We start from the raw sequence: 22,300 nt of genomic DNA on the forward strand, positions 1-22,300 counted from the left end.
ATGGCAAGCACGTTCTCCCTGATCCTGGTCATCGTCTGTCTGGTGACCGGCATTATCTGGTGTATCGACAAGCTGGTGTGGTCCAAGCAGCGGGCCGCCAAGATTGCCGTGGCCCGTGCCCATGGTGGTGCAGGCCTGGATGAGAAGACCCTCGCCAAGGTGGCCCCGGTGCCGGTATGGATCGAGCAGACGGCGGGGATCTTCCCCGTCATCACCTTAGTGCTGATACTGCGATCCTTCTTGTTCGAGCCGTTCCAGATCCCGTCGGGTTCCATGATGCCTACCCTGCTGGTGGGCGACTTCATCCTGGTGGAGAAGTTTGCCTACGGCCTCAAGGATCCGGTCAGCAACACCAAGTTCCTGGAAACCGGTGAGCCTGAGCGCGGGGATGTGGTGGTGTTCAAGTATCCGCTGGATACCCGGGTTGACTACATCAAGCGTGTGGTTGGCATGCCGGGAGACAGGGTCATCTATCGCAACAAGCAGATCATGATCCGTCCCAAGTGTGAAGAACAGGAAGGGAAAACGTGCCCGGGCTTCAAGAAGCTCGATGTCACCTTCGACAAGCGAGGTGAATTCAGCCAGATGGGGATACCGCTGGATCGCTTTACCGAGCAGTTGGGTAGCGTGAGCCACGATACCCTGCGCAACCCCTTGATGCCGGATCTGGTGGATCGCTACTATCGCCAACCCGGTACCTATCCGGATGAGTGGGTAGTGCCAGAGGGTCACTACTTCGTGATGGGCGATAACCGTGACAACAGTACCGACAGCCGCTTCTGGGGCTTCGTGCCCGAGGAAAATCTGGTCGGCAAGGCCGTTGCCATCTGGATCAGTTTCGAATTTGAGCGCGACGAGAGTTCCTGGCTGCCAAGCTGGGTGCCGACTGACGTGCGCTTCAACCGCATCGGCGGAATAAAGTAATGATGAATATCAAGATGAACAGACTGCAGTCCCGTCTCGGGCATGTCTTTTCAGACAAGGATATGTTGACCCGCGCCCTGACCCACAGAAGCGCAGGATCCCGCCACAATGAGCGTCTGGAGTTCCTCGGGGACTCCATCCTCAGCCTGGTGATTGCTGATGCGCTCTTCCATCGCTTCCCGCAAGCGGCGGAAGGGGACCTCAGCCGGATGCGTGCCACCCTGGTGCGCGAGAAGACACTCGCCGAACTCGGCCGCGAATTCGAGCTGGGGGATCACCTGATCCTGGGCCCGGGCGAGCTCAAGAGCGGTGGCTATCGCCGTGAATCCATATTGGCCGATACGGTCGAGGCGGTGATAGGCGCCGTCTATCTGGATACCGATCTTGAGGCGGTGCGCCGCCTGCTGCTCAATTGGTACGCCAGCCGCCTGGACGAGATACGCCCGGGCATAGATCAGAAGGATCCCAAGACCCGTCTGCAAGAAATATTACAGGGAAGCCGTAAATCCCTGCCGACCTATACCGTGACCAAGGTCAAGGGTGAGGCGCACAACCAGGAGTTCACTGTGCACTGTGCCGTGGATGGTCTGGATGAGCCCCTTATCGGGGTCGGTACCAGCCGCCGCAAGGCCGAACAGGCTGCGGCGCAGCAAGCATTGGAAAAACTGTCATGACAGGTCTGACTGATCCGGCAAGGCGCGGTCTTTTAACACAACAAGCATTGGAAAAATGGTCATGACAGATACCACCTATTGCGGCTTCGTCGCTATCGTGGGCCGTCCCAACGTGGGCAAGTCCACCCTGCTCAATAAACTGCTCGGCCAGAAGGTCAGCATCACCTCGAAGAAACCCCAGACCACCCGTCACCGGATCCTGGGGATAGACACCGAGGAGAACTACCAGACCATCTATGTGGATACCCCGGGTCTGCACATCGAAGAGAAGCGGGCCATCAACCGCCTGATGAACCGTGCCGCCACCAGTTCGCTGGGGGATGTGGCCATGGTGGTATTCATGGTCGATGGTACCCACTGGACCAAGGATGACGACATGGTGCTGGGCAAGTTGCGCCATCTGCCCTGTCCCGTGGTGCTGGCGGTCAACAAGATCGACAACGTCAAGGACAAGGAAGACCTGTTGCCCCACCTGGAGTGGCTGGGTCAGCAGATGAAATTCGCCCATATCCTGCCGATCAGTGCCGAAAAGGGTACCAACGTGGAGAAAATCCGCGAATGGTCCAAGGCGCAGCTGCCGGAAAACGTCCACTTCTTCCCGGAAGATTACGTGACCGATCGTTCGTCCCGCTTCATGGCCTCCGAGATCATCCGCGAGAAGCTGATGCGGTTCACCGGTGAAGAGCTGCCCTACTCGGTGACCGTGGAGATAGAGCGCTTCAAGGTAGAAGAGAACGGTATCTACTACATCAATGGCGTGATCCTGGTGGAGCGCGATGGCCAGAAGAAGATGGTTATCGGCAACAAGGGGGAGAAGATCAAGACCATAGGCACGGAGGCGCGCATCGACATGGAACGTCTGTTCCAGAACAAGGTGCACCTGGAGCTCTGGGTCAAGGTCAAGTCGGGTTGGGCCGATGATGAGCGCGCCCTGCGCAGCCTCGGCTATGGCGATGACTGATTGCTGACGCCGGCCTTTGTCATCCACAGTCGGCCCTATCGGGAGACCAGTCAGCTGGTCGAGGTTTTTACCCAGGATAGTGGCCGATTTACCCTGGTGGCTCGCGGTTCTCGCGGGCCACGCTCCCCTCTCAAGGGACTGTTGCAACCCTTCTCTCTGCTCACCATCGCCTGGCGTGGCAAGGGCGATCTCAAGAATCTGACCGAAGTCGAGTGCCCGGATTACTCCCTGCGCCTCGGAGGCGATCTGCTGTTCTACGGTCTCTATCTCAACGAGCTGGTTTATTACCTGCTGGAAGCCCACACCCCCTTTCCCGAGGTGTTTGACGGCTATGCCCGCGCGCTGATGGCGCTCACCGATGGCGAAACCCCTGAACTTCCTCTGCGCCGTTTCGAGTTCCTGTTGCTGCAATCCCTTGGGTATGCGGTGGATTTTGAATATGCCGCCGACGATGAGAGCATCATCAGGCCCGAGTTGTTGTATGGCTTCGAGCGCGAACTCGGTTTCGTGGCTTGCGAGCGAACGGCAGATCCCCGTACCCTGTTCCTCGGCGCCCATCTGCTGGCCTTCGCCGAGGGGCGCTTCGATAGCCCGGCGTTGTTGCAGGCGGCCAAACGGTTCAGCCGGCTGGCGTTGCAGCCCTATCTGGGAAAGCGTCAGTTAAAAAGCAGAGAGCTGTTTTTGAAGCGAAGAAGCAATCCCTGAGGCTGACGGCAGTTGGCGCCGCAGCCTCTTGGGTGTCAGAACGCGTGAGCTAAAGCGTCGTGTGTGGTTTATCAAGTGAAAGGTCAGCTGCTCGGCGTGAACTTGGGGCCATGGACTCTCTCATCTTTGCCTGTACTGGCCAGAGAATGACCAGGCCAGCCGTGGATTTTTATACAGACTTTCAAGGAGTAGTTAATGAGCGATATCTATCTGGGTGTGAACATCGACCACATTGCCACCCTGCGCAACGCCCGGGGCACCCAATACCCGGATCCGGTACAAGCCGCTTTCGTCGCCGAGCAGGCCGGGGCCGATGGCATCACGGTTCACCTGCGCGAAGACAGACGCCACATTACCGACCGTGACGTCGAGATCCTGCGCCAGACGATACAGACCAGAATGAACCTGGAGATGGCGGTGACCGAGGAGATGATCGCTATCGCTTGTCGCATCAAGCCCCACTTCGTCTGCCTGGTACCGGAGAAGCGCACCGAGGTGACCACGGAGGGCGGTCTGGATGTGGCTGGTCAGTTGGATAAAATCAGCGAGGCGGTGCGTCGTCTGAGTGAGGTGGGTGCCAAGGTGTCACTGTTTATCGATGCGGATTACCAGCAGATAGACGCGGCCGTGGCGAGTGGCGCTCCCTTCATCGAGATCCACACCGGTCGTTATGCCGATGCCCCCACCGACAGTGAGCGCTGCGCGGAGTTCAAGCGTATCGCCGCCGGTGTCTCCTATGCCGCCGGGAAAGGCCTCAAGGTCAATGCTGGCCACGGCCTGCATTACCACAATGTTCAGGCTATCGCCGCCATTCCCGAGATTTATGAGCTCAACATAGGCCACGCCATCATCGGCCGTGCCGCCTTCGACGGCCTGGCCAAGGCGGTTGCCGACATGCGTGTCCTGATGCAGGAAGCGCGCGCCAGCGTCTGACATCCTCCGCTGGCAAAACGTGGTACGAACCGCCAGCGGGCTATCCGCTGGCGGTTTCTTTTTTGGGGGCGGGCAGGGCTGGAGCTAGTCTGGCGCTCGGCATCAGGGATGCGGTGGATGGTACTTCTCAAGCAGGGCCATCAGGATAGCCTGACTCTCGCCATCGGGTTCGCTGTCGACTCTGGCCGCGCGAAAATGCAGCTGGAAGGCACGCAGGGCGTCCCGGCTTGGGGCATCCCAATCTCCGCTCTGGGGCAGGTCATAACCATAACGAGCAAGCGCCTGCTGCCAGCGGGCCGCATCCCAGCGAGCCTGGGGGTCATGTGCCAGCTCGGCATGCAATTTCGCCACCCGCTCCTCGTCGGGCCAGGCACCCACCCCGTATTCCAGATGGAGGCGCCGCCAGGGGAAGCGGGGGCCGGGATCCAGCTTGCGGGTCGGCGCTATGTCGCTATGAGCCAGTATCTGGGTCTGGGGGATATGGTAGCGCGCAACGAGAGCTTGACTGAGCTCGCCAACGGCGGCGATTTGCGCCTCGGTGAAGGCTTGCCAGTGACGAGCATCGACCGGCAACTCGGCATCGGTGGCGTCATAGCCAAGGTTTACTATCTCGATGCCAAGGGAGCTGGCATTGAGCCCTGCCTGATGGTGCCAGCGGCTGCGACCGGCATGCCAGGCGCGCTGGCCGTCCGGTACTAGCTGGTAGACGGGCAGCGGTGTACGGTCCGGCGTACGGGGCACCAGATAGTGGGCACTGACCTTGTAGGGGGATTGGGTGAGCAGGTGCAGAGAGTGATCATCGTCCTCGTCCGTATAGTGCAGGATCAGGAAGGCGATGCGCTCATCCTGGCTGGCGCTCTGATATTGGTGTTCGAGTCGATAGCTGGCGGGTTTGCAGCCTTGCAGGGCGAGGAACGCCAGCAAGAGAGTTGTGCAGAGTCGCAGAGGGGAGAGCGGCGCCGCGCTCCGCCCCAGGCCAGTAGATCGGCTCAGGCGGGGGAGCGACGGCGCAGCCATGACTCAGCCGCGCAGCTGCGCAGTCAGGCCAAGCAGGAAATTGCGCAGTATCTGATCGCCACAATCCTGATAGTGCTTGTGATCCTTGGAGCGGAACAGGGCACTCAGCTCGGATTTGGAGAGCTTGAAGTCGGCAGCCTTGAGGGTGGCGAGCATGTCATCTTCCTTGAAATTCAAGGCGATGCGCAATTTTCTCAAGATGAGATTGTTGTTGATCCTGTTGGGGATCTGCTGGGGCGGCGCGTCTTCGCGTACACCACGACGCACGACTATCATGCCGTCGAGGAACTGGCTGAGGGCGGCGTCAGGGCAGGCGACAAAACCTGCTTCTTGCTCTTCCCCTTCGGCGGCTTCTTTCAGCAACCAGCTGTGGAGCTGGGCGTGATCGACGGTCAAGTTGCCTTTGGCAAACATCTCGACCATCTGGTCGTTGCTGATGGTGAGGGCGTAGCGCAGACGGCGCAGAATATCGTTATTCGTCATGTTGACTCCTGTAGAAACGGCGCAACTTTACCATTTACCGGACTTTGCGTCAGAAAAAGCGGCCAAGGCTGCGCTGGTACCCTTCAAAGGTAGCGGGGCGCCTCGGCACGCACCTGTTCTATGGCGTCTTGCAACTCCAGCAGCTCGGGCTCCAGTTCGGCCAGGGCCGCGCCATCACGCAGCTGCTGCTCGAGCTGGGAGAGCAGCCGTTGCAGGCCGGGTACGCCGGAATAGGCACAGCCGCCATTGAGCCTATGGATCTGATCCAGCACCTGTTGCTGTTCGGCCTCCCCCCGGATGGCTGCATCCAGCAGGGGATCCAGTTCGTCGAAGCTTATCAGCAACATGGTCAGCATCTCTTTGGCAAGCTCGGGCTTGTTGGCTGCCTGGCGCACGGCCAGGGTCCAGTCGATCTGCTGTATGGCACTGTTCTGGTGGCGCCGGTGGGCAAAGTCCTTGATGAGCTGAGCCAGCATGGCCTCGTCGATGGGCTTGGCCAGGTAGTCGTCCATGCCCTGACGGATCAGGCGCTCGCGCTCACCGGGAATGGCGTGGGCCGTCACCGCCACTATGGGCGTCTCGGTATTGAGGGACTGGCTGCGGATCGCCTGGGTGGCGCTGATGCCATCCATGATCGGCATCTGTATATCCATGAAGATGATGTCAAAGCCCTGGCTCTGGGCCTGCTTGACCGCCTCCTTGCCGTTCTTGCACAGCACGACCTGGCTGACCATCTCCTTGAGCATGGCGGCGATGAGCTTGAGGTTGGCGGCGTTGTCATCGACTGCCAGCACCCTGATGTCCTCAATCTGCCGGGGGGGGATCAGGGGCAGCGCCAAAGGCTCGTTTTTGATCGCCTCCGGCGAGAGCAGGGCATGGAGCAACTTGCGGTGATTAATGGGCTTGGAGAGACAATGTTGGGCCCCATGTTGGTGCATCGTCTCGTACAAGGCGGGTTCGTGGCTGCTCAGCAACACGATGCGATTCTGCTGGCCCTTGAGATCATCAAGACGGGCCAATACCGACTCTGTGCTGTGACGCTGGCTGCTGCCGATCACCACCATGTCCTGGTCCGTGATGGTGGGCCAGGGGGCGTTGGGCTCCACCAGAACGACATCCAGTAACCACTCCTTCAACAGGGCGCAAAGAGAAGCCTGAGCGAAGGGATCCGGCTCCAGCAGCCAGACTCGCCTGCCGCGGATACGGTCCAGCGGCAGCTGATCGGCCTGGGGCAGGGGAGAGACTTCCAGATCCAGGCTGAAGGTGAACACGGATCCCTGTCCGAGCTCTGACTCGAACCGGATGAGTCCGCCCATCTGCTGTACCAGCTTCTGGGTGATGACCAGACCCAGGCCAGTTCCCCCATAACGCCGGGAGATGGAGGAGTCTGCCTGGTTGAAGGCCTGGAACAGCTGGCGCTGCTGATCTGGCGAGATGCCGATACCGGTATCGCGGATCTGCACATTGAGGCGGAATCTTCCCTGGTGCAGGGGGCCGCTCTGACTGATGTGGACATCCACGTTGCCCTGCTCGGTGAACTTGATGGCGTTGCCCGCCAGGTTGGTGATCACCTGTTGCAGCCGCATGGGATCGCCGGTGAGATGATCCGGGACCTCGCTATCGACGCGCAATGAGAGTTCGAGCTGCTTGTCGTGGGCGCTTGGCCCGAGCAGGTGCATGGTTTCGTTGAGGGTATCGCGCAGGCTGAACGGGATATGCTCGAGTTGCAGCTTGCCTGCCTCCAGCTTGGAGAAGTCGAGGATGTCGTTGATGATGCCGAGCAGGTTGCGGGCCGATTTCTCAATGGTCTGCATATAGTCGGTCTGGCTCGGCGTCAGCGCCGTCTTGAGCAGTTGACGGGTGAAGCCGATGACACCATTGAGGGGGGTTCGCAGCTCGTGGGACATGTTGGCGAGGAACTCGGATTTGACCCGGGCCGCCTCCTGGGCTCGCTTCTTGGCCATGTCGAGCTCGACGTTCTGGATCTCTATCTGTTCAAGTGTTTCCCGCAGATCCGACGTGGCCTGATCGATATTCTGCTGCATCTCCTCGTGATATTCGGAGAGCGCCTTGGCCATGGCGTTGATGCCGTTTTTCAGCATATCCAGCTCGCCGGTGAGCTGGCCGCTGACTCGGGTATCGAGTCGCCCCTCCCTTATTTTGTGCACCGCCTGCACCATATCCGTGATGGGCTGAGTCACGCTCTTGACCAGTCTGAAGCCGAACAGGGTGCTGACGGCGATGCCAATCAGCACCATGATCACCGCGAAGAAGGTATCGCGGTATTGCAGGATCATGGCTCTGTCTGTGGTCATCTGCATCGAGATGTAGCCAATAACGGGGGGCTCGACATCGCTGGGCAGCGGGAAGCCATCCAGGCTGGTTTCGGCCTGAATGGGGGTGCGTAGAATGATGTCGTCCCCGTACAGGGTGACGCTGGTAAGCTCGGGGATCTGGCTGCCGTCCGGCAGTCGCAGCCGGGTGAAGTCCCTGTGATAATTGGACGTCACGAACAGCTGATTGTCTTGGGTAAAGACGGCGATGGACTTGATGAGCGGTGAGTTTTTTCGGTGAGTCAGACCAATCAGCCGTTTGAGCGATTCACGGCTGTGTTGGGTCATGCCGTATTCACTGGCGATCGCCAGGGGCTCTATGATGTTGATGCCCTGGTCGATCAGGTTGTTTTCCAGCTGCTGGTAGCGGTGGAAGGTGAAATAACCGGCCATCAAGCCGCCGATGATCAGGGTTGGCAATATGGTAAAGGCGAGCACGCGGGCTCTCAGGCCATATTTGGTCATGGGGTCAGTCCCCCGCTCATCAGGGGTGGCAATAAGGTGAATGACAAGGCATGAGTGCGCAGGCAGGATAGGGTCATGCGAATGGTCCCCCGATCATCAGGGTTGGTAATTAGGGTTAACGACAGGGCTCGAGCCCGCAGGCCGGATTTGGTCATACTATTATTCTTGTGGGACAATAGCCTGCTGCAGATTCCACAATCATGACATAGCCACCTATAGGCACCAAGTTTTATGGCCCAGTTTTTCAAGCCCCAAAAGAAATCCACCCAGCTCCAACGTATTGAAATTACGGTAGACAGTCTGGACCATCACTGCGTCGGCATCGGTCGCCATCAGGGCAAAGCTGTCTTCGTCGAAGGGGCCCTGCCCGGTGAACGGGTCAAGGTTCGCCTCACCGAGGACAAGAAGCAGTATGCTCACGGTGTCTTGCAGCAGGTGGTGAGTCCGGCCGAGAACCGCATCGAGCCCTTCTGTGGTCATTATCGCGAGTGCGGTGGCTGCAATGCCCAGCACCTGAGCGGTGCCGATCAGCTTGCCGCCAAGCAGGCCGGGCTGGTTAGCCTCTTTTCCCGCCTTGGCAACATTCAGGCTCCCGAGCTGGCACCGGCCCTTGCAGGGGAGTCCCGTCCCTATCGCCGGGTCTGTCGCCTGGCAATCAAATTTGACAAGAATGGCCGCTGTACCCGACTCGGCTTTCGCCGTCGCCAGTCTAATGATTTGGTCGAAATAGGCAGTTGCCCCGTGCTGACCGATCCCCTCTCAATGCTGATCGCCCCGCTGCGTGCCTGTCTGAATGGGCTCAAGAGTCAGCGGGAGCTGGGCCACGTAGAGTTGATCCAGGCCGAGCAGGGCGTGCTCATGCTGCTGCGCCACACTGGTCGGCCAAACGAAATGGATCGTGCCCTGCTGCTGGCGTTTACCGAGGAGTTTGGCATCGATCTCTATCTGCAGGCGGCAGATGACCAGATTGAAGCGCTCAGCCAACAGTTTGCACCCTCTTATCAACTAGATGGCCTGGCTCTTGCATTTGCTCCCGGCGATTTCATTCAGGTCAATGGCGGCATCAATCAGGCAATGGTGGCCCAAGCCATCGACTGGCTCGACGTGGGAGCCGGGGACAAGGTGCTGGATCTGTTCTGTGGCATTGGCAACTTCACCTTGCCCTTGGCTCGCAAGGCCCGGGAAGTGGTCGGGGTGGAGGGGGATCTTGCCATGGTGGCGCGGGCCACCCAGAACGCCGAGCGCAATGAGATTGGCAATGCCCGCTTCTACAAGGCGGACTTGAGTGGTGATATCGCCGGCATGTCCTGGGCGAGGGAGGGTTTTGATCTGGTCCTGCTGGATCCCGCTCGTCCGGGCGCCTTGGCCGTGATGGAACATGTCGTGAAACTTTCCCCCAAGCGAGTGGTCTACGTCTCCTGCAATCCGGTCACCCTGGCTCGGGACAGCAAGGTGTTGATCGAAGGGGGTTATCGCCTGAGTCGACTCGGCATGCTGGATATGTTCCCGCACACTGGCCATCTCGAATCCATGGCGTTGTTCGAGCTGGGGTGATTGCAGTAATCTGATGCCTCGCCAGGGAGAACAACCACAGCCGGACGCTACCTCCGGCTTGAAATTCGGTTGTTGCATCCCCATTTGAGGCGAGTCTCGTCAAAGTGCGGGGTCAGGCGTCAGCCTGGGCCCCAATAATTAAGGATTGATACCATGGTTGCGGTTCGCGATATTCATTTGAAAGACAACTTTACCCTGGACGAGTGGATAAGCTCTCTCTCTCTTGGTGAAGCTGAACAAGACCAGTTGCGAACCGTGTACAAGTATTGCGTGAGCCAGGGTGAGGAGGTACTGACCTCCAGACTCTTGGTGCGCGGGGTCGAGATGGTGGGCATCTTGATGATGCTCAACATGGATGTCGCCACCCTCAAGGCCGCCATCCTTTACCCCTTCGTCGAGACGGGCCTTATCCCGGCTGCCCGGATGGAAGAAGATTTCGGCACCAAGATCGCCAAGCTGGTGGAAGGTGTGCTGGAGATGGAGGCCATCCGCTCCCTGCAGACCCTGCATCGCAGCGAGACGTCACCGGAGCAGGTCGACAATGTGCGTCGCATGCTGCTCGCCATGGTCGAGGACGTACGCGCCGTGGTGATCAAGCTGGCGGAGCGGATAGCCTGCCTGCGCGAGGCCAAGCTGGCGGATGAAGAGACCCGGGTGCTGATGGCCCAGGAGATCACCAACATCTATGCGCCGCTGGCTAACCGGCTGGGGATAGGTCAGCTCAAGTGGGAGCTGGAAGATCTCGCTTTTCGTTACCTGCACCCGGAAACCTACAAGCAGATCGCCAAGCAGCTTGACGAGAAGCGCCTGGACCGCGAACGCTACATCCGCGAGTTCGTGCAATCCTTGCGCGATGCCTTGAAAGAGGCTGGGGTCGAGGCAGAGGTCTATGGTCGCCCGAAACACATCTACAGCATCTGGCGCAAGATGCAGAAGAAGCACCTCGAATTCAACGAACTGTTTGACGTGCGAGCGGTGCGGGTCGTCACCAAACGACTGCAGGACTGCTATGCGGCACTTGGCATAGTGCATACCCACTTCCACCATATTCCCCGCGAATTTGACGACTACGTCGCCAACCCCAAGCCCAATGGCTACCAGTCTATCCACACAGTGGTGGTGGGTAACGAGGGCAAGGCGGTAGAGATCCAGATCCGGACCGATCAGATGCACCAGGATGCCGAGCTTGGCGTCGCGGCCCACTGGCGCTACAAGGAAGGAGCCCAGGCCAGCAAGACCACTACCTTTGAAGACAAGATCGAGTGGCTGCGCAAACTGCTTGCCTGGCAGGAGGATCTCTCAGAGAGCGGATCCCTGCTCGAAGACCTGCGCAGTCAGGTGTTCGAAGACAGAGTCTATGTATTCACCCCGAAAGGGGATGTCATCGACTTGCCGGCTGGCGCCACGCCCCTCGATTTTGCCTATCACGTGCACAGCATGATCGGCCACCGCTGCATCGGTACCAAGATAGATGGCCGCATAGTGCCCTTTACTTACACCTTGCAGACCGGTGATCAGGTGGAGGTGATCACCCAGAAGGAGCCGAACCCGAGTCGAGACTGGATGAACCCCAATGCCGGTTTCCTGCGCTCGAGCCGGGCCCGCGCCAAGGTCGCCACCTGGTTCCGCAAACTGGATCGGGACAAGAATGTCGCCGCCGGCAAGGAGTTGCTCGATAAAGAGCTGGATAGACATAATCTGACTCTCTCCAAGGTCGACAAGCAGGCTCTGGAGCGTTTCAACGCCGAAGAGCTTGACGATCTGCTGGCGGGTATAGGCAGCGGTGATATCCGCATCAATCAGCTGCTCAACTATCTGGATACCCGCTACAACAAGCCATCGGCGGAAGAGGAAGATCGTCGCCTGCTGGCGAAGTTGGAGCAGAAGGCCAATACGCCTTTCCGCACCAAACCCAAGGATCACATAGTGGTGGAGGGGGTGGGCAACCTGATGACCCATATCGCCCGCTGCTGCCAGCCGATCCCCGGAGACTCCATCCAGGGCTTTATCACCATGGGTCGTGGCGTCTCCATCCACCGGGAGGATTGCGAGCAGCTCAAAGAGCTGTCTCGCCGCAACCCCGAACGGTTGATCGATGCGGTCTGGGGGGAGAACTACTCCGGTGGCTATGGCCTGACCATCCGCATCCTCTCCAATGACAGATCCGGGCTGTTACGCGACATCACCACAGTGCTCGCCAACGAGAAGATCAACGTCATGGGGGTGCGCTCGCGCTCCAACGTCAAGGATCAGACCGCCGAGATCGACATGGAGCTGGAGATCTACAACATCAATGCCTTCAACCGCGCCCTGGCCAAGCTCAGTCAGCTTAATGACGTGATCAGCGCCAAGCGCCTCTAAACTCCGCTGACCGGCCCGTGTGGCCGGTCACTCTTTTGACGAATCGAAAGCGAAGACCCCATGTCCAATACCCAAGGCTACGACCTGCCCCGACTGCTCGAAATAATGGCTCAACTGCGCTCCCCGCAGGGCGGTTGTCCCTGGGATCTCAAGCAGAGCTTCCAGACCATAGTGCCCCACACCCTGGAAGAGGCCTATGAGGTGGCCGATGCCATCGAGACCGAAGATTGGCAGGGGCTGAAAGGGGAGCTCGGCGATCTGCTGTTCCAGGTGGTCTTCTACGCCCAGCTTGGCAAGGAGCAGGGGCTGTTTGATTTCGCCGATATTGTCGATGCCGTGAGCGAGAAGCTGATCCGCCGCCACCCCCACGTCTTCTCCGATGCCGACCTTGGCGACGAGCAGGCGGTGAAGGTGAACTGGGAGGCAGAAAAGGCCAAGGAGCGGGCTGCGCTGGATAAAGAGAGTGTGCTCGATGATATACCGCTCGCACTGCCAGCCCTGACCCGGGCTGCCAAGATCCAGAAGCGCTGCGCCACAGTGGGGTTTGACTGGAAGACCCTCGGCCCCGTGGTGGACAAGATCCACGAGGAGATCGATGAGGTGATGGAAGAGGCGTTGATGGCGGATGTGGACGAGGATCGGGTCAGCGACGAGCTTGGCGATCTGCTGTTTGCCACCGTCAATCTGGTTCGCCATCTGGGTAAGGATCCCGAACAAGTGCTGCGTGGCGCCAATGCCAAGTTCGAGCGCCGTTTTCGCCAAGTTGAGCACTTTATCGCCGCAGAAGGGCTCAAGATGACCGATTGTTCCCTGGAAAAACTCGATGCAGCCTGGGACAGGGCCAAGCAAACCGAGCAAAGTTGATTTGGCGCAAAGCGCCCGGCGCCCGGGCCTGATAGATTTTTGTTCATTGTTTGGGAGAGGGGGTTTTGGTATACTGTTTCCCCGTCCTGCTTCATCCCCGAAGCACCCCTTAAAACTCCCTAAACTTCTTTCAGGTTCAGCATGACGACAAAATATATTTTTGTAACTGGTGGCGTTGTTTCATCCCTCGGCAAAGGCATTGCCGCAGCTTCTCTGGCAGCCATTCTGGAAGCCCGTGGTCTGGATGTGACCATCATGAAACTGGACCCCTATATCAACGTGGATCCGGGCACCATGAGCCCGACCCAGCATGGTGAAGTGTTCGTAACCGAGGACGGGGCCGAGACCGATCTGGATCTGGGTCATTACGAGCGTTTCATCCGCACCAAGATGACCCGCCGCAACAACTTCACTACTGGCCGTATCTACGCCGATGTGCTGCGTAAAGAGCGCCGTGGTGACTACCTGGGTGCCACCATCCAGGTGATTCCACACATCACCAATGCCATCAAGGAGCGGGTGATTGCCGGTGCCGAAGGCCACCAGGTAGCCATAGTCGAAGTGGGCGGCACCGTGGGCGACATCGAGTCACTGCCGTTCCTCGAGGCCCTGCGTCAGCTGGCTGCAGAAGTGGGCCGCGACAGCGCCATGTTCATGCACCTGACCCTGGTTCCTTATCTGGCCGCCGCCGGCGAGGTCAAGACCAAGCCGACCCAGCACTCCGTCAAGGAGATGCTCTCCATCGGCATTCAGCCGGATGTGCTAATCTGCCGCTCCGACCGCGCCATACCGGCTGTTGAGCGCGCCAAGATAGCGCTGTTCTGCAACGTGCCCGAGCGCGCCGTCATCTCCATGAAGGACGTCGACTCCATCTACAAGATCCCGGCCCTGCTGCGCTCCCAGAACGTCGATAACTACTTCATCGAGCGTTTCGGCCTGGAGTGCAAAGAGGCGGATCTGTGTGAGTGGGAACAGGTTATCTACGAAGAGGCCAACCCGACTGCCGAAGTAACCATCGGTATGGTTGGCAAGTATGTCTCCCTGCCCGATGCCTACAAGTCCGTCAACGAAGCACTCAAGCACGGTGGCCTCAAGACCCGACTGTCGGTCAATATTCGTTACATCGACTCCCAGGACATCGAGACCCGCGGTTCGGAGCAACTGGAAGGCTTGGACGCGATCCTGGTACCGGGTGGCTTCGGCGAGCGTGGTGTGGAAGGCAAGATTCTGGCTGCCAAGTATGCCCGCGAGAACAAGATCCCTTATCTGGGTATCTGCCTCGGTATGCAGGTTGCGCTGATCGAATTTGCGCGTAATGTCGCAGGCTTGGAAGGGGCTCACTCCTCCGAATTCAAGAAAGATTGCGCTTATCCGGTGGTCGGTCTCATCACCGAATGGGTTGATGACGAGGGCAATGTCGAGACTCGCACCGAGAAATCAGACCTTGGTGGAACCATGCGTCTAGGTTCCCAGCTCTGCCACCTGGTCGAAGGCTCCAAGGTGCGTCAGATGTACGGCAGCCCGACCATATACGAGCGCCACCGTCACCGTTATGAGGTGAACAACAAGCTGTTGCCGCAGATTGAAGCGGCTGGTTTGAAGGTGACCGGTCTCTCCGCCGACAAGAAATTGGTGGAAATTATCGAAATTCCGGATCACCCTTGGTTTGTTGCGGCTCAGTTCCACCCGGAGTTCACCTCGACTCCCCGTGATGGCCACGCCCTGTTCGCAGGCTTTGTTAAGGCCGCTGGTGAGTATCAGAAGCGCAATTTGAAGTAATTGAAAATCAAATGCGGTTGAGGCAATGTGCCACAACCGCTTTTTTTGAAATGCCTTTTGTTGTTTTTTTACGAAACCTGAGGAAATACACATGTCCAAGATCGTTAAAGTGATCGGTCGTGAAATCATCGACTCCCGTGGTAACCCGACCGTTGAGGCCGAAGTTCATCTGGAAGGTGGTTTTGTTGGTATGGCAGCCGCTCCGTCTGGCGCCTCCACTGGTTCCCGCGAAGCGCTGGAACTGCGTGACGGCGACAAGAGCCGTTTCCTGGGTAAAGGCGTGTTGAAAGCCATCGAAGCCGTCAACGGCCCGATCGCCCAAGCACTGCTGGGTAAAGATGCCAAGGATCAGGCCGCTATTGACCAGATCATGATCGATCTGGACGGTACCGAGAACAAATCCAAGTTTGGCGCCAACGCCATCCTGGCTGTTTCCCTGGCTAACGCCAAAGCCGCTGCTGCCGCCAAAGGCCTGCCGCTGTACGCTCACATTGCAGAGCTGAACGGCACTGCCGGTGTTTACTCCATGCCGCTGCCCATGATGAACATCATCAACGGTGGTGAGCATGCCGACAACAACGTCGACATCCAGGAGTTCATGATCCAGCCGGTTGGCGCCAAGACCCTGAAAGAAGCCGTTCGCATGGGCGCCGAAGTGTTCCACAACCTGGCCAAAGTGCTGAAGTCCAAGGGCTACAACACGGCTGTCGGTGACGAAGGTGGTTTCGCTCCTAACCTGAAATCCAACGCCGAAGCGCTGGAAGTGATCGCTGAAGCCGTTGCTGCCGCTGGTTACGTTCTGGGTAAAGACATCACTCTGGCCATGGACTGCGCCGCTTCCGAGTTCTACGACGCTGAAAAGAACGAGTACAACCTGAAGGGCGAAGGTCGTATCTTCACCTCCAACGAGTTCTCTGACTACCTGGCCGACCTGACCACCAAGTTCCCGATCGTCTCCATCGAAGATGGCCTGGATGAATCCGACTGGGACGGTTTTGCTTACCAGACCAAAGAGCTGGGCAGCAAGATCCAGATTGTGGGTGACGACCTGTTTGTAACCAACACCAAGATCCTGAAGCGCGGCATCGACAACGGCATCGCCAACTCCATCCTGATCAAGTTCAACCAGATCGGTTCCCTGACCGAGACCCTGGCTGCCATCAAGATGGCCAAAGACGCTGGCTACACTGCCGTCATCTCCCACCGCTCCGGTGAGACCGAAGACGCGACCATCGCCGACCTGGCTGTGGGTACCGCTGCTGGCCAGATCAAGACCGGTTCCATGAGCCGTTCTGACCGTGTTGCCAAGTACAACCAGCTGATCCGTATCGAAGAAGCCCTGGGTGCCAAGGCTCCGTTCCGCGGTCTGAAAGAAGTGAAAGGTCAGGCTTAATTCGCCTTCCCTGATGTAAAAGCCCCGCCATCTGGCGGGGCTTTTTTGTTTTTAGGGCCAAGCTGACGCTTTTCATCCGTGGCCGGGCCAAGATGCATCTGCTTTCTTTTGTCTTTCCCGCGAATATGGGAAACTAGGCCGCTTGGAAGGAGACCCAGTGCATGCGGCTATTCACCCTGATCCTGTTCCTCCTGCTGGGGGGCTTGCAATATCACCTCTGGCTGGGGAAAAACGGCCTGTCCGATTACCATGAGATGTCCAATGCCATCGATCAGCAAGAGCAGGACAATCTGGCGCTCAAGGAGCGCAATAGTCTGATTTATCGTGAGATTGACGATCTGACTTCGGGTCTTGAAGCCATCGAAGAGCTGGCGCGTAACGATCTCGGTTATATCAAGCAGGGAGAGACCTTCTACCGGATCATCCCGAACAAGAAGGACGAGCCTGCTGGCGGCGACGATGATGAATAACGGCCTCCCGGATCAGTTCGGCTTGACGGCAGTGGTGCCCGCCGCCGGCATAGGTAGCCGCATGGGGGCGGAGTGCCCCAAGCAGTACCTGTCCCTGGCGGGCAAGACCATTTTGGAACACACCCTGCTCCGGCTGCTGGCCCATCCCGCCATCACGACCATAGTGCTGGCGCTGGCCCCCGATGACTGCTGGTTCGAGACGCTGGTGTTGGCTCGGGACCCGCGTATTTTGCGCGTTCTGGGCGGTAGCGATCGTGCCCGCTCCGTCCTCAACGCCCTGCATCAGGTTCAGAGCGACTGGGTGCTGGTCCACGATGCCGCCCGCCCTTGTCTCACCTCGGCAGATATCGATGCGCTGCTTGCGGTCGGCCTGACTCCGGATGGTGCCATTCTTGGCTCCCGGGTACGCGACACCATGAAGCGCAGCGACGAGGCGGGCAACATCATTGCCACTGTGCCGCGGGAAGCACTCTGGCATGCGCTCACGCCCCAGCTATTTGCGACCCGAACTCTCAAAGGGGCGCTGGAGGAGGGGTTGGCTCTGGGGGCTCTCATCACGGACGAGGCGTCCGCCATGGAGCTGGCCGGTCATGTGCCACGCATGGTCGAGGGGCGTGCAGACAACATCAAGGTGACTCGGCCCGAGGATCTCGCCTTGGCCGGGCTGTTTTTACGCCAGCAGCAAGACGAACTGGCGATTACCAAAGCGACTAAGGAGCAGCCATGATCCGCATTGGCCAGGGTTTTGATGTACACAAGTTTGGCGGGGATGGCCCCTGCATGCTGGGCGGTGTTGCCGTGCCCTACGCACAGGGGCTGCTGGCTCATTCGGATGGGGACGTCGTGCTGCATGCGGTGAGCGATGCCCTGCTCGGCGCCATAGGTGCCGGTGACATAGGTCGCCATTTCCCCGATACGGCCGCCGAATTTAAAGGGATAGACAGCCGCATCTTGCTGCGAGATGTCTTTGCGCGGGTGCAACAAACGGGCTATGCCATCGGTAACCTGGATGTGACCATCATTGCCCAGGCTCCCAAGATGGCCCCCCACATCGAGGCCATGTGCGCCGTGCTGGCCGCCGATCTGCAATGTGAATTGAACAGGGTGAACGTCAAGGCGACCACTACCGAACAACTAGGCTTTACGGGGCGCAAGGAAGGCATAGCCACCGAAGCCGTCGTCTTACTGGTAAAACAATAATGTCGCAACAACTTGCATATCTGCACGGTACCCCAGAGGCCCGTGGCATTCTCAAGGCTCAGGCCAATGATTTCGTGGTGGTCGAGGATCTCGGCTTCGAACCTTGCGGCGAAGGTGAACATATCTTCGTACGAGTACGCAAGACTGGTGAAAACACCGCTTGGGTTGCGGGCTTGCTGGCGGATGCCGCCGGGGTCAATCGCAATGCAGTGACCTGGGCTGGCCTGAAAGATCGCCACGCCGTGACCGAGCAGTGGTTCGGCATTCACCTGCCGGGCAAAGGTTCGCCGGACTTGTCGGTGATCGAGAGCGACAGCATCCAGATCCTGCAAGCCAATCGTCATAACAAGAAGCTGCGGGTCGGTTACCTCAAGGGCAATCACTTCACCCTGCGTCTGACCGGGCTGGAGCAGGCTGACAATCTGGTCTCTCGCCTGCAGGCCATCGCCGCCCAGGGCGTGCCGAACTATTATGGTGAGCAGCGCTTCGGCCGGGGTGGCAGCAATCTGGACGCGGCCAAGGCGATGTTTGCCGGCAAGCGGATCAAGGATCGCAACAAACGCTCTCTGTACCTTTCGGCTGCCCGCAGCATGCTGTTCAATGCTATCGTCAGCGCCCGCGTTGAACAGGGGCTGGCCAGCAAGTTGCTGGCCGGCGATTGCCTGATGCTCAAGGGCAGTCATTCCATCTTTAGTGAAGAGAGCGTGACCCCCGAACTGACCGCGCGTCTGGTCTCCGGTGATGTGCAGCTGACCGCCCCCCAGTGGGGGCGTGGCCGATTGGCTAGCCAGGGTGCCGCCGCCGAATTTGAACAGGCCGCATTGGCGCCTTATGGCGAGTGGTGTGAGGGGTTGGAGAAGGCGGGACTGGATCAAGACAGGCGCCCGCTCTTGCTCAAGCCGGAAGCGATGAGTTGGACCCTGGATGCGGAGGCGCTGACCCTCTCTTTCTTCTTGCCAGCCGGTGCCTTCGCAACCAGTGTGGTCCGTGAATTGATGCAGGCTGAAGAGGCCGACCATGGTTTCAGGAACCAGGGCGATGGTCATGATGCGCCCTCTGTGGCATAACGACGTGGCAGCTGTGGCCTCGGTCCCCCTTGTTTGATGGTTTCAGGAAGAGCACAGATGCGCATTCTGGTGAGTAACGATGACGGTGTTCATGCCGAAGGGATCCATGCCCTGAGCGAGGCGCTGCGTAGCTGCGGCGAAGTGATTGTGGTGGCACCGGATCGCAATCGCAGCGGGGCCAGCCACTCCCTGACACTGGAGACACCCCTGCGGGTCAGCTGCATCCCGCAAACCGGGTATCATGCGGTCAAGGGGACACCGACCGACTGCGTGCATTTGGCAGTCAACGAACTGGTGCGCCCCGAGCCAGACATGGTGGTGGCCGGGATCAACCACGGCGCCAACCTGGGGGATGATGTCATCTATTCGGGGACGGTCGCTGCCGCTACCGAGGGACGCCATTTAGGCTACCCCTCCCTGGCAATCTCCCTGGTCGGTCGGACGCATTTTGCCTCGGCCGCTCACTATGCCGTTCAGCTGGTCAAAGGCTTGATGCAGTTTCCGCTGCCGGCCAACCAGATCCTCAACGTCAATGTGCCTGATCTGCCCCTTGATGAAATAAGGGGCATCAAGATCACCCGGCTTGGCAATCGCCACAGGGCCGAATCCGTGATCCGCGCCCAGGATCCTCGTGGCCAGACCATCTACTGGATTGGCCCGCCCGGCTTGCAGCAGGATGCGGGGGAAGGCACGGATTTTGCGGCGATCGAACAGGGCTATGTCTCTATTACTCCCTTGACCATCGACATGACCGCCCATGGCAGTCTGGCCGGGTTGGGGGCATGGTTGGAACAACAGGGATGAAGGTGTGATAGTACAGCGCCTTTTAAATCAGCTTATTGCGCAAGGCGTCAGCGACTTTCGCGTACTCGCCGCGCTCGCCAAGGTGCCACGCCAGCTGTTTGTGGACGAGGCCATGGCGCATAAGGCCTGGGACAATACCGCCCTGCCCATTGGTCAGGGGCAGACTATTTCCCAGCCTTACATGGTGGCGCGGATGACAGAGTTGCTGATGCAAAATGATCCGGCCCATGTGCTGGAGATTGGTACTGGATCCGGTTATCAAACCGCCGTGCTCGCCAACCTGGTTGAACAGGTTTATACGGTTGAGCGGATCAAGTCGTTGCAGTTCCAGGCCAGGCGCAGGCTCAGGCAGCTGGACTTGCACAATGTCTCGGCCAAACATGGCAATGGCTGGCTAGGCTGGCCCAGCAAGGGACCGTTTGATGCCATTTTGGTGACGGCCGCCGCAAGTGAAGTACCGACGGCCCTCACTGACCAACTGGCCGATGGCGGTCGCATGGTTTTACCGGTAGGGGACAGTCATCAGACCCTGCAACTTATCGAACGCAACGGCTCCCAGTTGACCAGTCGAGTCCTGGAACCGGTGCGTTTTGTGCCCCTTATTGACGGAGATGTTGAGTGAAGCTGTTTTCTCGCCTGTATGTGTTGGTGATGCAGTGGGCCCGCCATAAATATGCCCCCTATTACCTCTCTATCACCGCCTTCATTGAGTCAGTGTTCTGGCCCATTCCTGTCGACGTGATGCTGGCACCCATGGCGCTGGCCAAGCCCCATAAGGCCTGGCACTACGCGGCACTGGCAACCGTCTTCTCGGTGTTGGGAGCTGTGGTCGGATATGGCCTGGGTTATGCGCTTTGGGATCCCGTGGTGCAGCCTCTGGTGGTCTCCGTCGGTTATCAGGACAAGATTGCCCTGGCCCAGCACTGGTTTGAACAATGGGGTATCTGGGTAATTTTCATTGCCAGCTTCACCCCCATCCCCTACAAGGTGTTTACCGTTACGGCAGGATTGCTCCATATGGCGCTTGTCCCCTTCATCATCACCTCCCTCATCGGGCGCAGTATGCGTTTCTTCCTGGTGGCGGGCTTGATGCGCTGGGGAGGCGAGAGGATGGAGCAAAAGCTGATGCACTATGTCGATGTGCTTGGCTGGATCTGTATCGCCCTGGCCGTAGCGGCCTATTTCTGGTTTAGTCGTTAAGGATGTTTCTATGAATGGGCATATATGGCGAGGGTGCGCCGTTACCCTCTTATCCGGTTTGTTGGCCGCTTGTTCTTCCAGCTCTACCCCGGCGCCGGTACAGGGGTTGTCTAGCGATGGCTCGGTGCGCGCTGTGCCAAGTCGGCAGGGAAACATAAGCAAACCGACTATTTCGGGACGCAGCTACACAGTCAAACGTGGCGATACCCTCTACTCCATTGCATTCAATTCTGGGAGCGACGTGCCCTCTCTGGCCAGTCTCAACGGCATCGGTGCTCCCTATAACATACATCCAGGCCAGGTGATCCGGTTGGATGGGACCGATAATCGCCCGGTGATGGTCAGCAGTGCCAGCAGCGGGAGCGCTGCGCGTACCTATCAGGTGCGCCGTGGTGATACCTTGAGCAGCATAGGCCGCCAGTTTGGTGTTGCCAATCAGACCCTGGCACAGCGTAACAACTTGAGCGCCCCCTACAACCTGAACGTAGGACAGACCCTCAATGTGGGCGGGTCGGCAGCAGCATCCGGCACCACAATGGCAGTGGCAAGCAGTCGTCCCACCAACACTGCGACCACCCCTGTCAGTTCAGGTACGACCAGTGCGTTCGTGACCAATAAAAGCGTTGCCCAGCCTGCCTCAAAAGCATACGCTGGCACTTCAGTACAAAATAACAACAGTGTCACACAAAACAATAACAATGCCTCATCATCGCGCCTCGCCTGGCATTGGCCCGCTAAAGGCCGGATAGTCGAAGGCTTCTCTGTCGCTGAGCAGGGAAACAAGGGTATAGACATCGCTGGTCAGAAGGGGCAACCCGTCTACGCAGCCAGTGGCGGTAAAGTGGTCTATGCCGGAAGCGCATTGAGAGGTTATGGCAAGCTTGTCATCCTGAAACATGACGATGATTACCTCTCGGCCTATGCACACAACGATGCGCTGCGAGTCCGGGAAGGGGATGTGGTCAAGGGTGGAGCTGTTATTGCCGATATGGGAAGCACGGATGCGCCGGATGTGCGCTTGCACTTTGAAATCCGGTACCGAGGCAAGTCGATCAATCCAATGGGATACTTGCCAAAGCGTTAACCCCAGAGCGTAGTGCTTACTCTGGTTCA

Annotated in this window: 21 protein-coding genes; 18 read left to right on the forward strand and 3 right to left on the reverse strand. The window is 58.7% G+C overall.

Going from position 1 to position 22,300, the window contains the following annotated elements; all coding sequences use genetic code 11:
* The 5 genes from lepB (at nt 1) to pdxJ (ending at nt 4,197) form a co-directional block, all read left to right on the forward strand.
* Entirely contained in the window at nt 1–924 is a 924-nt protein-coding gene (gene lepB, locus ACSMDR_RS13445) for a signal peptidase I (protein WP_436468584.1), read from the forward strand.
* A gap of 2 nt (nt 925–926) precedes the next feature.
* The gene (gene rnc, locus ACSMDR_RS13450; RefSeq protein WP_040319056.1) at nt 927–1,598 is read left to right on the forward strand and encodes a ribonuclease III; all 672 of its coding nucleotides are present in this window, start codon (nt 927–929) and stop codon (nt 1,596–1,598) included.
* Between the two features lie 61 nt (nt 1,599–1,659).
* Nucleotides 1,660–2,559, forward strand: coding sequence for a GTPase Era (gene era / locus ACSMDR_RS13455; RefSeq protein ID WP_436468585.1), 900 nt, complete (start codon nt 1,660–1,662; stop codon nt 2,557–2,559).
* Nucleotides 2,560–3,264: a DNA repair protein RecO gene (recO, locus tag ACSMDR_RS13460; protein WP_005898878.1), complete on the forward strand. Its 705-nt coding sequence runs from the start codon at nt 2,560–2,562 to the stop codon at nt 3,262–3,264.
* Between the two features lie 195 nt (nt 3,265–3,459).
* A complete protein-coding gene (gene pdxJ, locus ACSMDR_RS13465) occupies nt 3,460–4,197 on the forward strand; it encodes a pyridoxine 5'-phosphate synthase (protein ID WP_005898880.1) in 738 nt (245 codons plus the stop codon).
* Between the two features lie 102 nt (nt 4,198–4,299).
* Here pdxJ and ACSMDR_RS13470 read toward each other — a convergent pair whose 3' ends face one another.
* The 3 genes from ACSMDR_RS13470 to barA form a co-directional block, all read right to left on the reverse strand.
* On the reverse strand, nt 4,300–5,214 hold the full coding sequence (locus ACSMDR_RS13470) for an N-acetylmuramoyl-L-alanine amidase (RefSeq protein WP_436468586.1): 915 nt from the start codon (nt 5,212–5,214) through the stop codon (nt 4,300–4,302).
* 3 nt (nt 5,215–5,217) lie between these two features.
* On the reverse strand, nt 5,218–5,697 hold the full coding sequence (locus ACSMDR_RS13475) for a YehS family protein (RefSeq protein WP_005898884.1): 480 nt from the start codon (nt 5,695–5,697) through the stop codon (nt 5,218–5,220).
* 83 nt (nt 5,698–5,780) lie between these two features.
* Nucleotides 5,781–8,495, reverse strand: a complete 2,715-nt coding sequence (barA, locus tag ACSMDR_RS13480; RefSeq protein WP_436468587.1) for a two-component sensor histidine kinase BarA — start codon at nt 8,493–8,495, stop codon at nt 5,781–5,783.
* 231 nt (nt 8,496–8,726) lie between these two features.
* Between barA and rlmD the strand changes: the two genes are divergently transcribed.
* The 13 genes from rlmD to ACSMDR_RS13545 all read left to right on the forward strand — a co-directional run bounded on the left by rlmD (nt 8,727) and on the right by ACSMDR_RS13545 (nt 22,271).
* A complete protein-coding gene (gene rlmD / locus ACSMDR_RS13485) occupies nt 8,727–10,049 on the forward strand; it encodes a 23S rRNA (uracil(1939)-C(5))-methyltransferase RlmD (protein WP_436468588.1) in 1,323 nt (440 codons plus the stop codon).
* Nucleotides 10,050–10,202: 153 nt separating this feature from the next.
* Complete coding sequence (gene relA, locus ACSMDR_RS13490) at nt 10,203–12,410, forward strand: GTP diphosphokinase (RefSeq protein ID WP_005898891.1); 2,208 nt, start codon at nt 10,203–10,205, stop codon at nt 12,408–12,410.
* Between the two features lie 60 nt (nt 12,411–12,470).
* On the forward strand, nt 12,471–13,274 hold the full coding sequence (gene mazG / locus ACSMDR_RS13495) for a nucleoside triphosphate pyrophosphohydrolase (protein WP_436468589.1): 804 nt from the start codon (nt 12,471–12,473) through the stop codon (nt 13,272–13,274).
* Between the two features lie 141 nt (nt 13,275–13,415).
* On the forward strand, nt 13,416–15,053 hold the full coding sequence (gene pyrG, locus ACSMDR_RS13500) for a glutamine hydrolyzing CTP synthase (protein WP_005898895.1): 1,638 nt from the start codon (nt 13,416–13,418) through the stop codon (nt 15,051–15,053).
* Nucleotides 15,054–15,144: 91 nt separating this feature from the next.
* A complete protein-coding gene (gene eno, locus ACSMDR_RS13505) occupies nt 15,145–16,446 on the forward strand; it encodes a phosphopyruvate hydratase (protein WP_005898897.1) in 1,302 nt (433 codons plus the stop codon).
* Between the two features lie 161 nt (nt 16,447–16,607).
* Complete coding sequence (gene ftsB / locus ACSMDR_RS13510) at nt 16,608–16,916, forward strand: cell division protein FtsB (RefSeq protein WP_005898900.1); 309 nt, start codon at nt 16,608–16,610, stop codon at nt 16,914–16,916.
* Nucleotides 16,906–17,643 carry a 2-C-methyl-D-erythritol 4-phosphate cytidylyltransferase gene (gene ispD, locus ACSMDR_RS13515; protein WP_436468590.1) on the forward strand — a complete coding sequence of 246 codons (738 nt, stop codon included), beginning with the start codon at nt 16,906–16,908 and terminating at the stop codon, nt 17,641–17,643. Before ftsB ends, ispD begins: the two co-directional genes overlap by 11 nt.
* Nucleotides 17,640–18,116 carry a 2-C-methyl-D-erythritol 2,4-cyclodiphosphate synthase gene (gene ispF / locus ACSMDR_RS13520; RefSeq protein ID WP_436468591.1) on the forward strand — a complete coding sequence of 159 codons (477 nt, stop codon included), beginning with the start codon at nt 17,640–17,642 and terminating at the stop codon, nt 18,114–18,116. Before ispD ends, ispF begins: the two co-directional genes overlap by 4 nt.
* Nucleotides 18,116–19,183, forward strand: a complete 1,068-nt coding sequence (truD, locus tag ACSMDR_RS13525) for a tRNA pseudouridine(13) synthase TruD (RefSeq protein WP_436468592.1) — start codon at nt 18,116–18,118, stop codon at nt 19,181–19,183. The genes ispF and truD overlap by 1 nt, the downstream gene beginning before the upstream one ends.
* Before the next feature lie 57 nt (nt 19,184–19,240).
* The gene (surE, locus tag ACSMDR_RS13530) at nt 19,241–19,987 is read left to right on the forward strand and encodes a 5'/3'-nucleotidase SurE (protein ID WP_005900097.1); all 747 of its coding nucleotides are present in this window, start codon (nt 19,241–19,243) and stop codon (nt 19,985–19,987) included.
* Nucleotides 19,988–19,991: 4 nt separating this feature from the next.
* A complete protein-coding gene (locus ACSMDR_RS13535) occupies nt 19,992–20,609 on the forward strand; it encodes a protein-L-isoaspartate(D-aspartate) O-methyltransferase (protein WP_005900099.1) in 618 nt (205 codons plus the stop codon).
* Nucleotides 20,606–21,187, forward strand: a complete 582-nt coding sequence (locus ACSMDR_RS13540) for a YqaA family protein (RefSeq protein ID WP_005900102.1) — start codon at nt 20,606–20,608, stop codon at nt 21,185–21,187. Before ACSMDR_RS13535 ends, ACSMDR_RS13540 begins: the two co-directional genes overlap by 4 nt.
* A gap of 10 nt (nt 21,188–21,197) precedes the next feature.
* Nucleotides 21,198–22,271, forward strand: coding sequence for a peptidoglycan DD-metalloendopeptidase family protein (locus ACSMDR_RS13545; RefSeq protein WP_436468593.1), 1,074 nt, complete (start codon nt 21,198–21,200; stop codon nt 22,269–22,271).
* The last annotated feature ends 29 nt before the right edge of the window (nt 22,272–22,300 follow it).

The sequence above is a fragment of the Aeromonas molluscorum genome, from assembly GCF_051376105.1.
Lineage (GTDB): Bacteria > Pseudomonadota > Gammaproteobacteria > Enterobacterales > Aeromonadaceae > Aeromonas > Aeromonas molluscorum.

What these genes read in the sequence shown, in the direction of transcription:
- pdxJ (WP_005898880.1), top strand. Translation starts at nt 3,460, where the DNA reads ATGAGCGATATCTATCTGGGTGTGAACATCGACCACATTGCCACCCTG.
- eno (WP_005898897.1), top strand. Translation starts at nt 15,145, where the DNA reads ATGTCCAAGATCGTTAAAGTGATCGGTCGTGAAATCATCGACTCCCGT.
- ACSMDR_RS13545 (WP_436468593.1), top strand. Translation starts at nt 21,198, where the DNA reads ATGAATGGGCATATATGGCGAGGGTGCGCCGTTACCCTCTTATCCGGT.
- lepB (WP_436468584.1), top strand. Translation starts at nt 1, where the DNA reads ATGGCAAGCACGTTCTCCCTGATCCTGGTCATCGTCTGTCTGGTGACC.
- ACSMDR_RS13470 (WP_436468586.1), bottom strand. Translation starts at nt 5,214, where the DNA reads ATGGCTGCGCCGTCGCTCCCCCGCCTGAGCCGATCTACTGGCCTGGGG.
- ftsB (WP_005898900.1), top strand. Translation starts at nt 16,608, where the DNA reads ATGCGGCTATTCACCCTGATCCTGTTCCTCCTGCTGGGGGGCTTGCAA.
- barA (WP_436468587.1), bottom strand. Translation starts at nt 8,495, where the DNA reads ATGACCAAATATGGCCTGAGAGCCCGCGTGCTCGCCTTTACCATATTG.
- era (WP_436468585.1), top strand. Translation starts at nt 1,660, where the DNA reads ATGACAGATACCACCTATTGCGGCTTCGTCGCTATCGTGGGCCGTCCC.
- rnc (WP_040319056.1), top strand. Translation starts at nt 927, where the DNA reads ATGAATATCAAGATGAACAGACTGCAGTCCCGTCTCGGGCATGTCTTT.
- surE (WP_005900097.1), top strand. Translation starts at nt 19,241, where the DNA reads ATGCGCATTCTGGTGAGTAACGATGACGGTGTTCATGCCGAAGGGATC.
- mazG (WP_436468589.1), top strand. Translation starts at nt 12,471, where the DNA reads ATGTCCAATACCCAAGGCTACGACCTGCCCCGACTGCTCGAAATAATG.
- ispD (WP_436468590.1), top strand. Translation starts at nt 16,906, where the DNA reads ATGATGAATAACGGCCTCCCGGATCAGTTCGGCTTGACGGCAGTGGTG.
- ispF (WP_436468591.1), top strand. Translation starts at nt 17,640, where the DNA reads ATGATCCGCATTGGCCAGGGTTTTGATGTACACAAGTTTGGCGGGGAT.
- ACSMDR_RS13475 (WP_005898884.1), bottom strand. Translation starts at nt 5,697, where the DNA reads ATGACGAATAACGATATTCTGCGCCGTCTGCGCTACGCCCTCACCATC.
- rlmD (WP_436468588.1), top strand. Translation starts at nt 8,727, where the DNA reads ATGGCCCAGTTTTTCAAGCCCCAAAAGAAATCCACCCAGCTCCAACGT.
- truD (WP_436468592.1), top strand. Translation starts at nt 18,116, where the DNA reads ATGTCGCAACAACTTGCATATCTGCACGGTACCCCAGAGGCCCGTGGC.
- pyrG (WP_005898895.1), top strand. Translation starts at nt 13,416, where the DNA reads ATGACGACAAAATATATTTTTGTAACTGGTGGCGTTGTTTCATCCCTC.
- relA (WP_005898891.1), top strand. Translation starts at nt 10,203, where the DNA reads ATGGTTGCGGTTCGCGATATTCATTTGAAAGACAACTTTACCCTGGAC.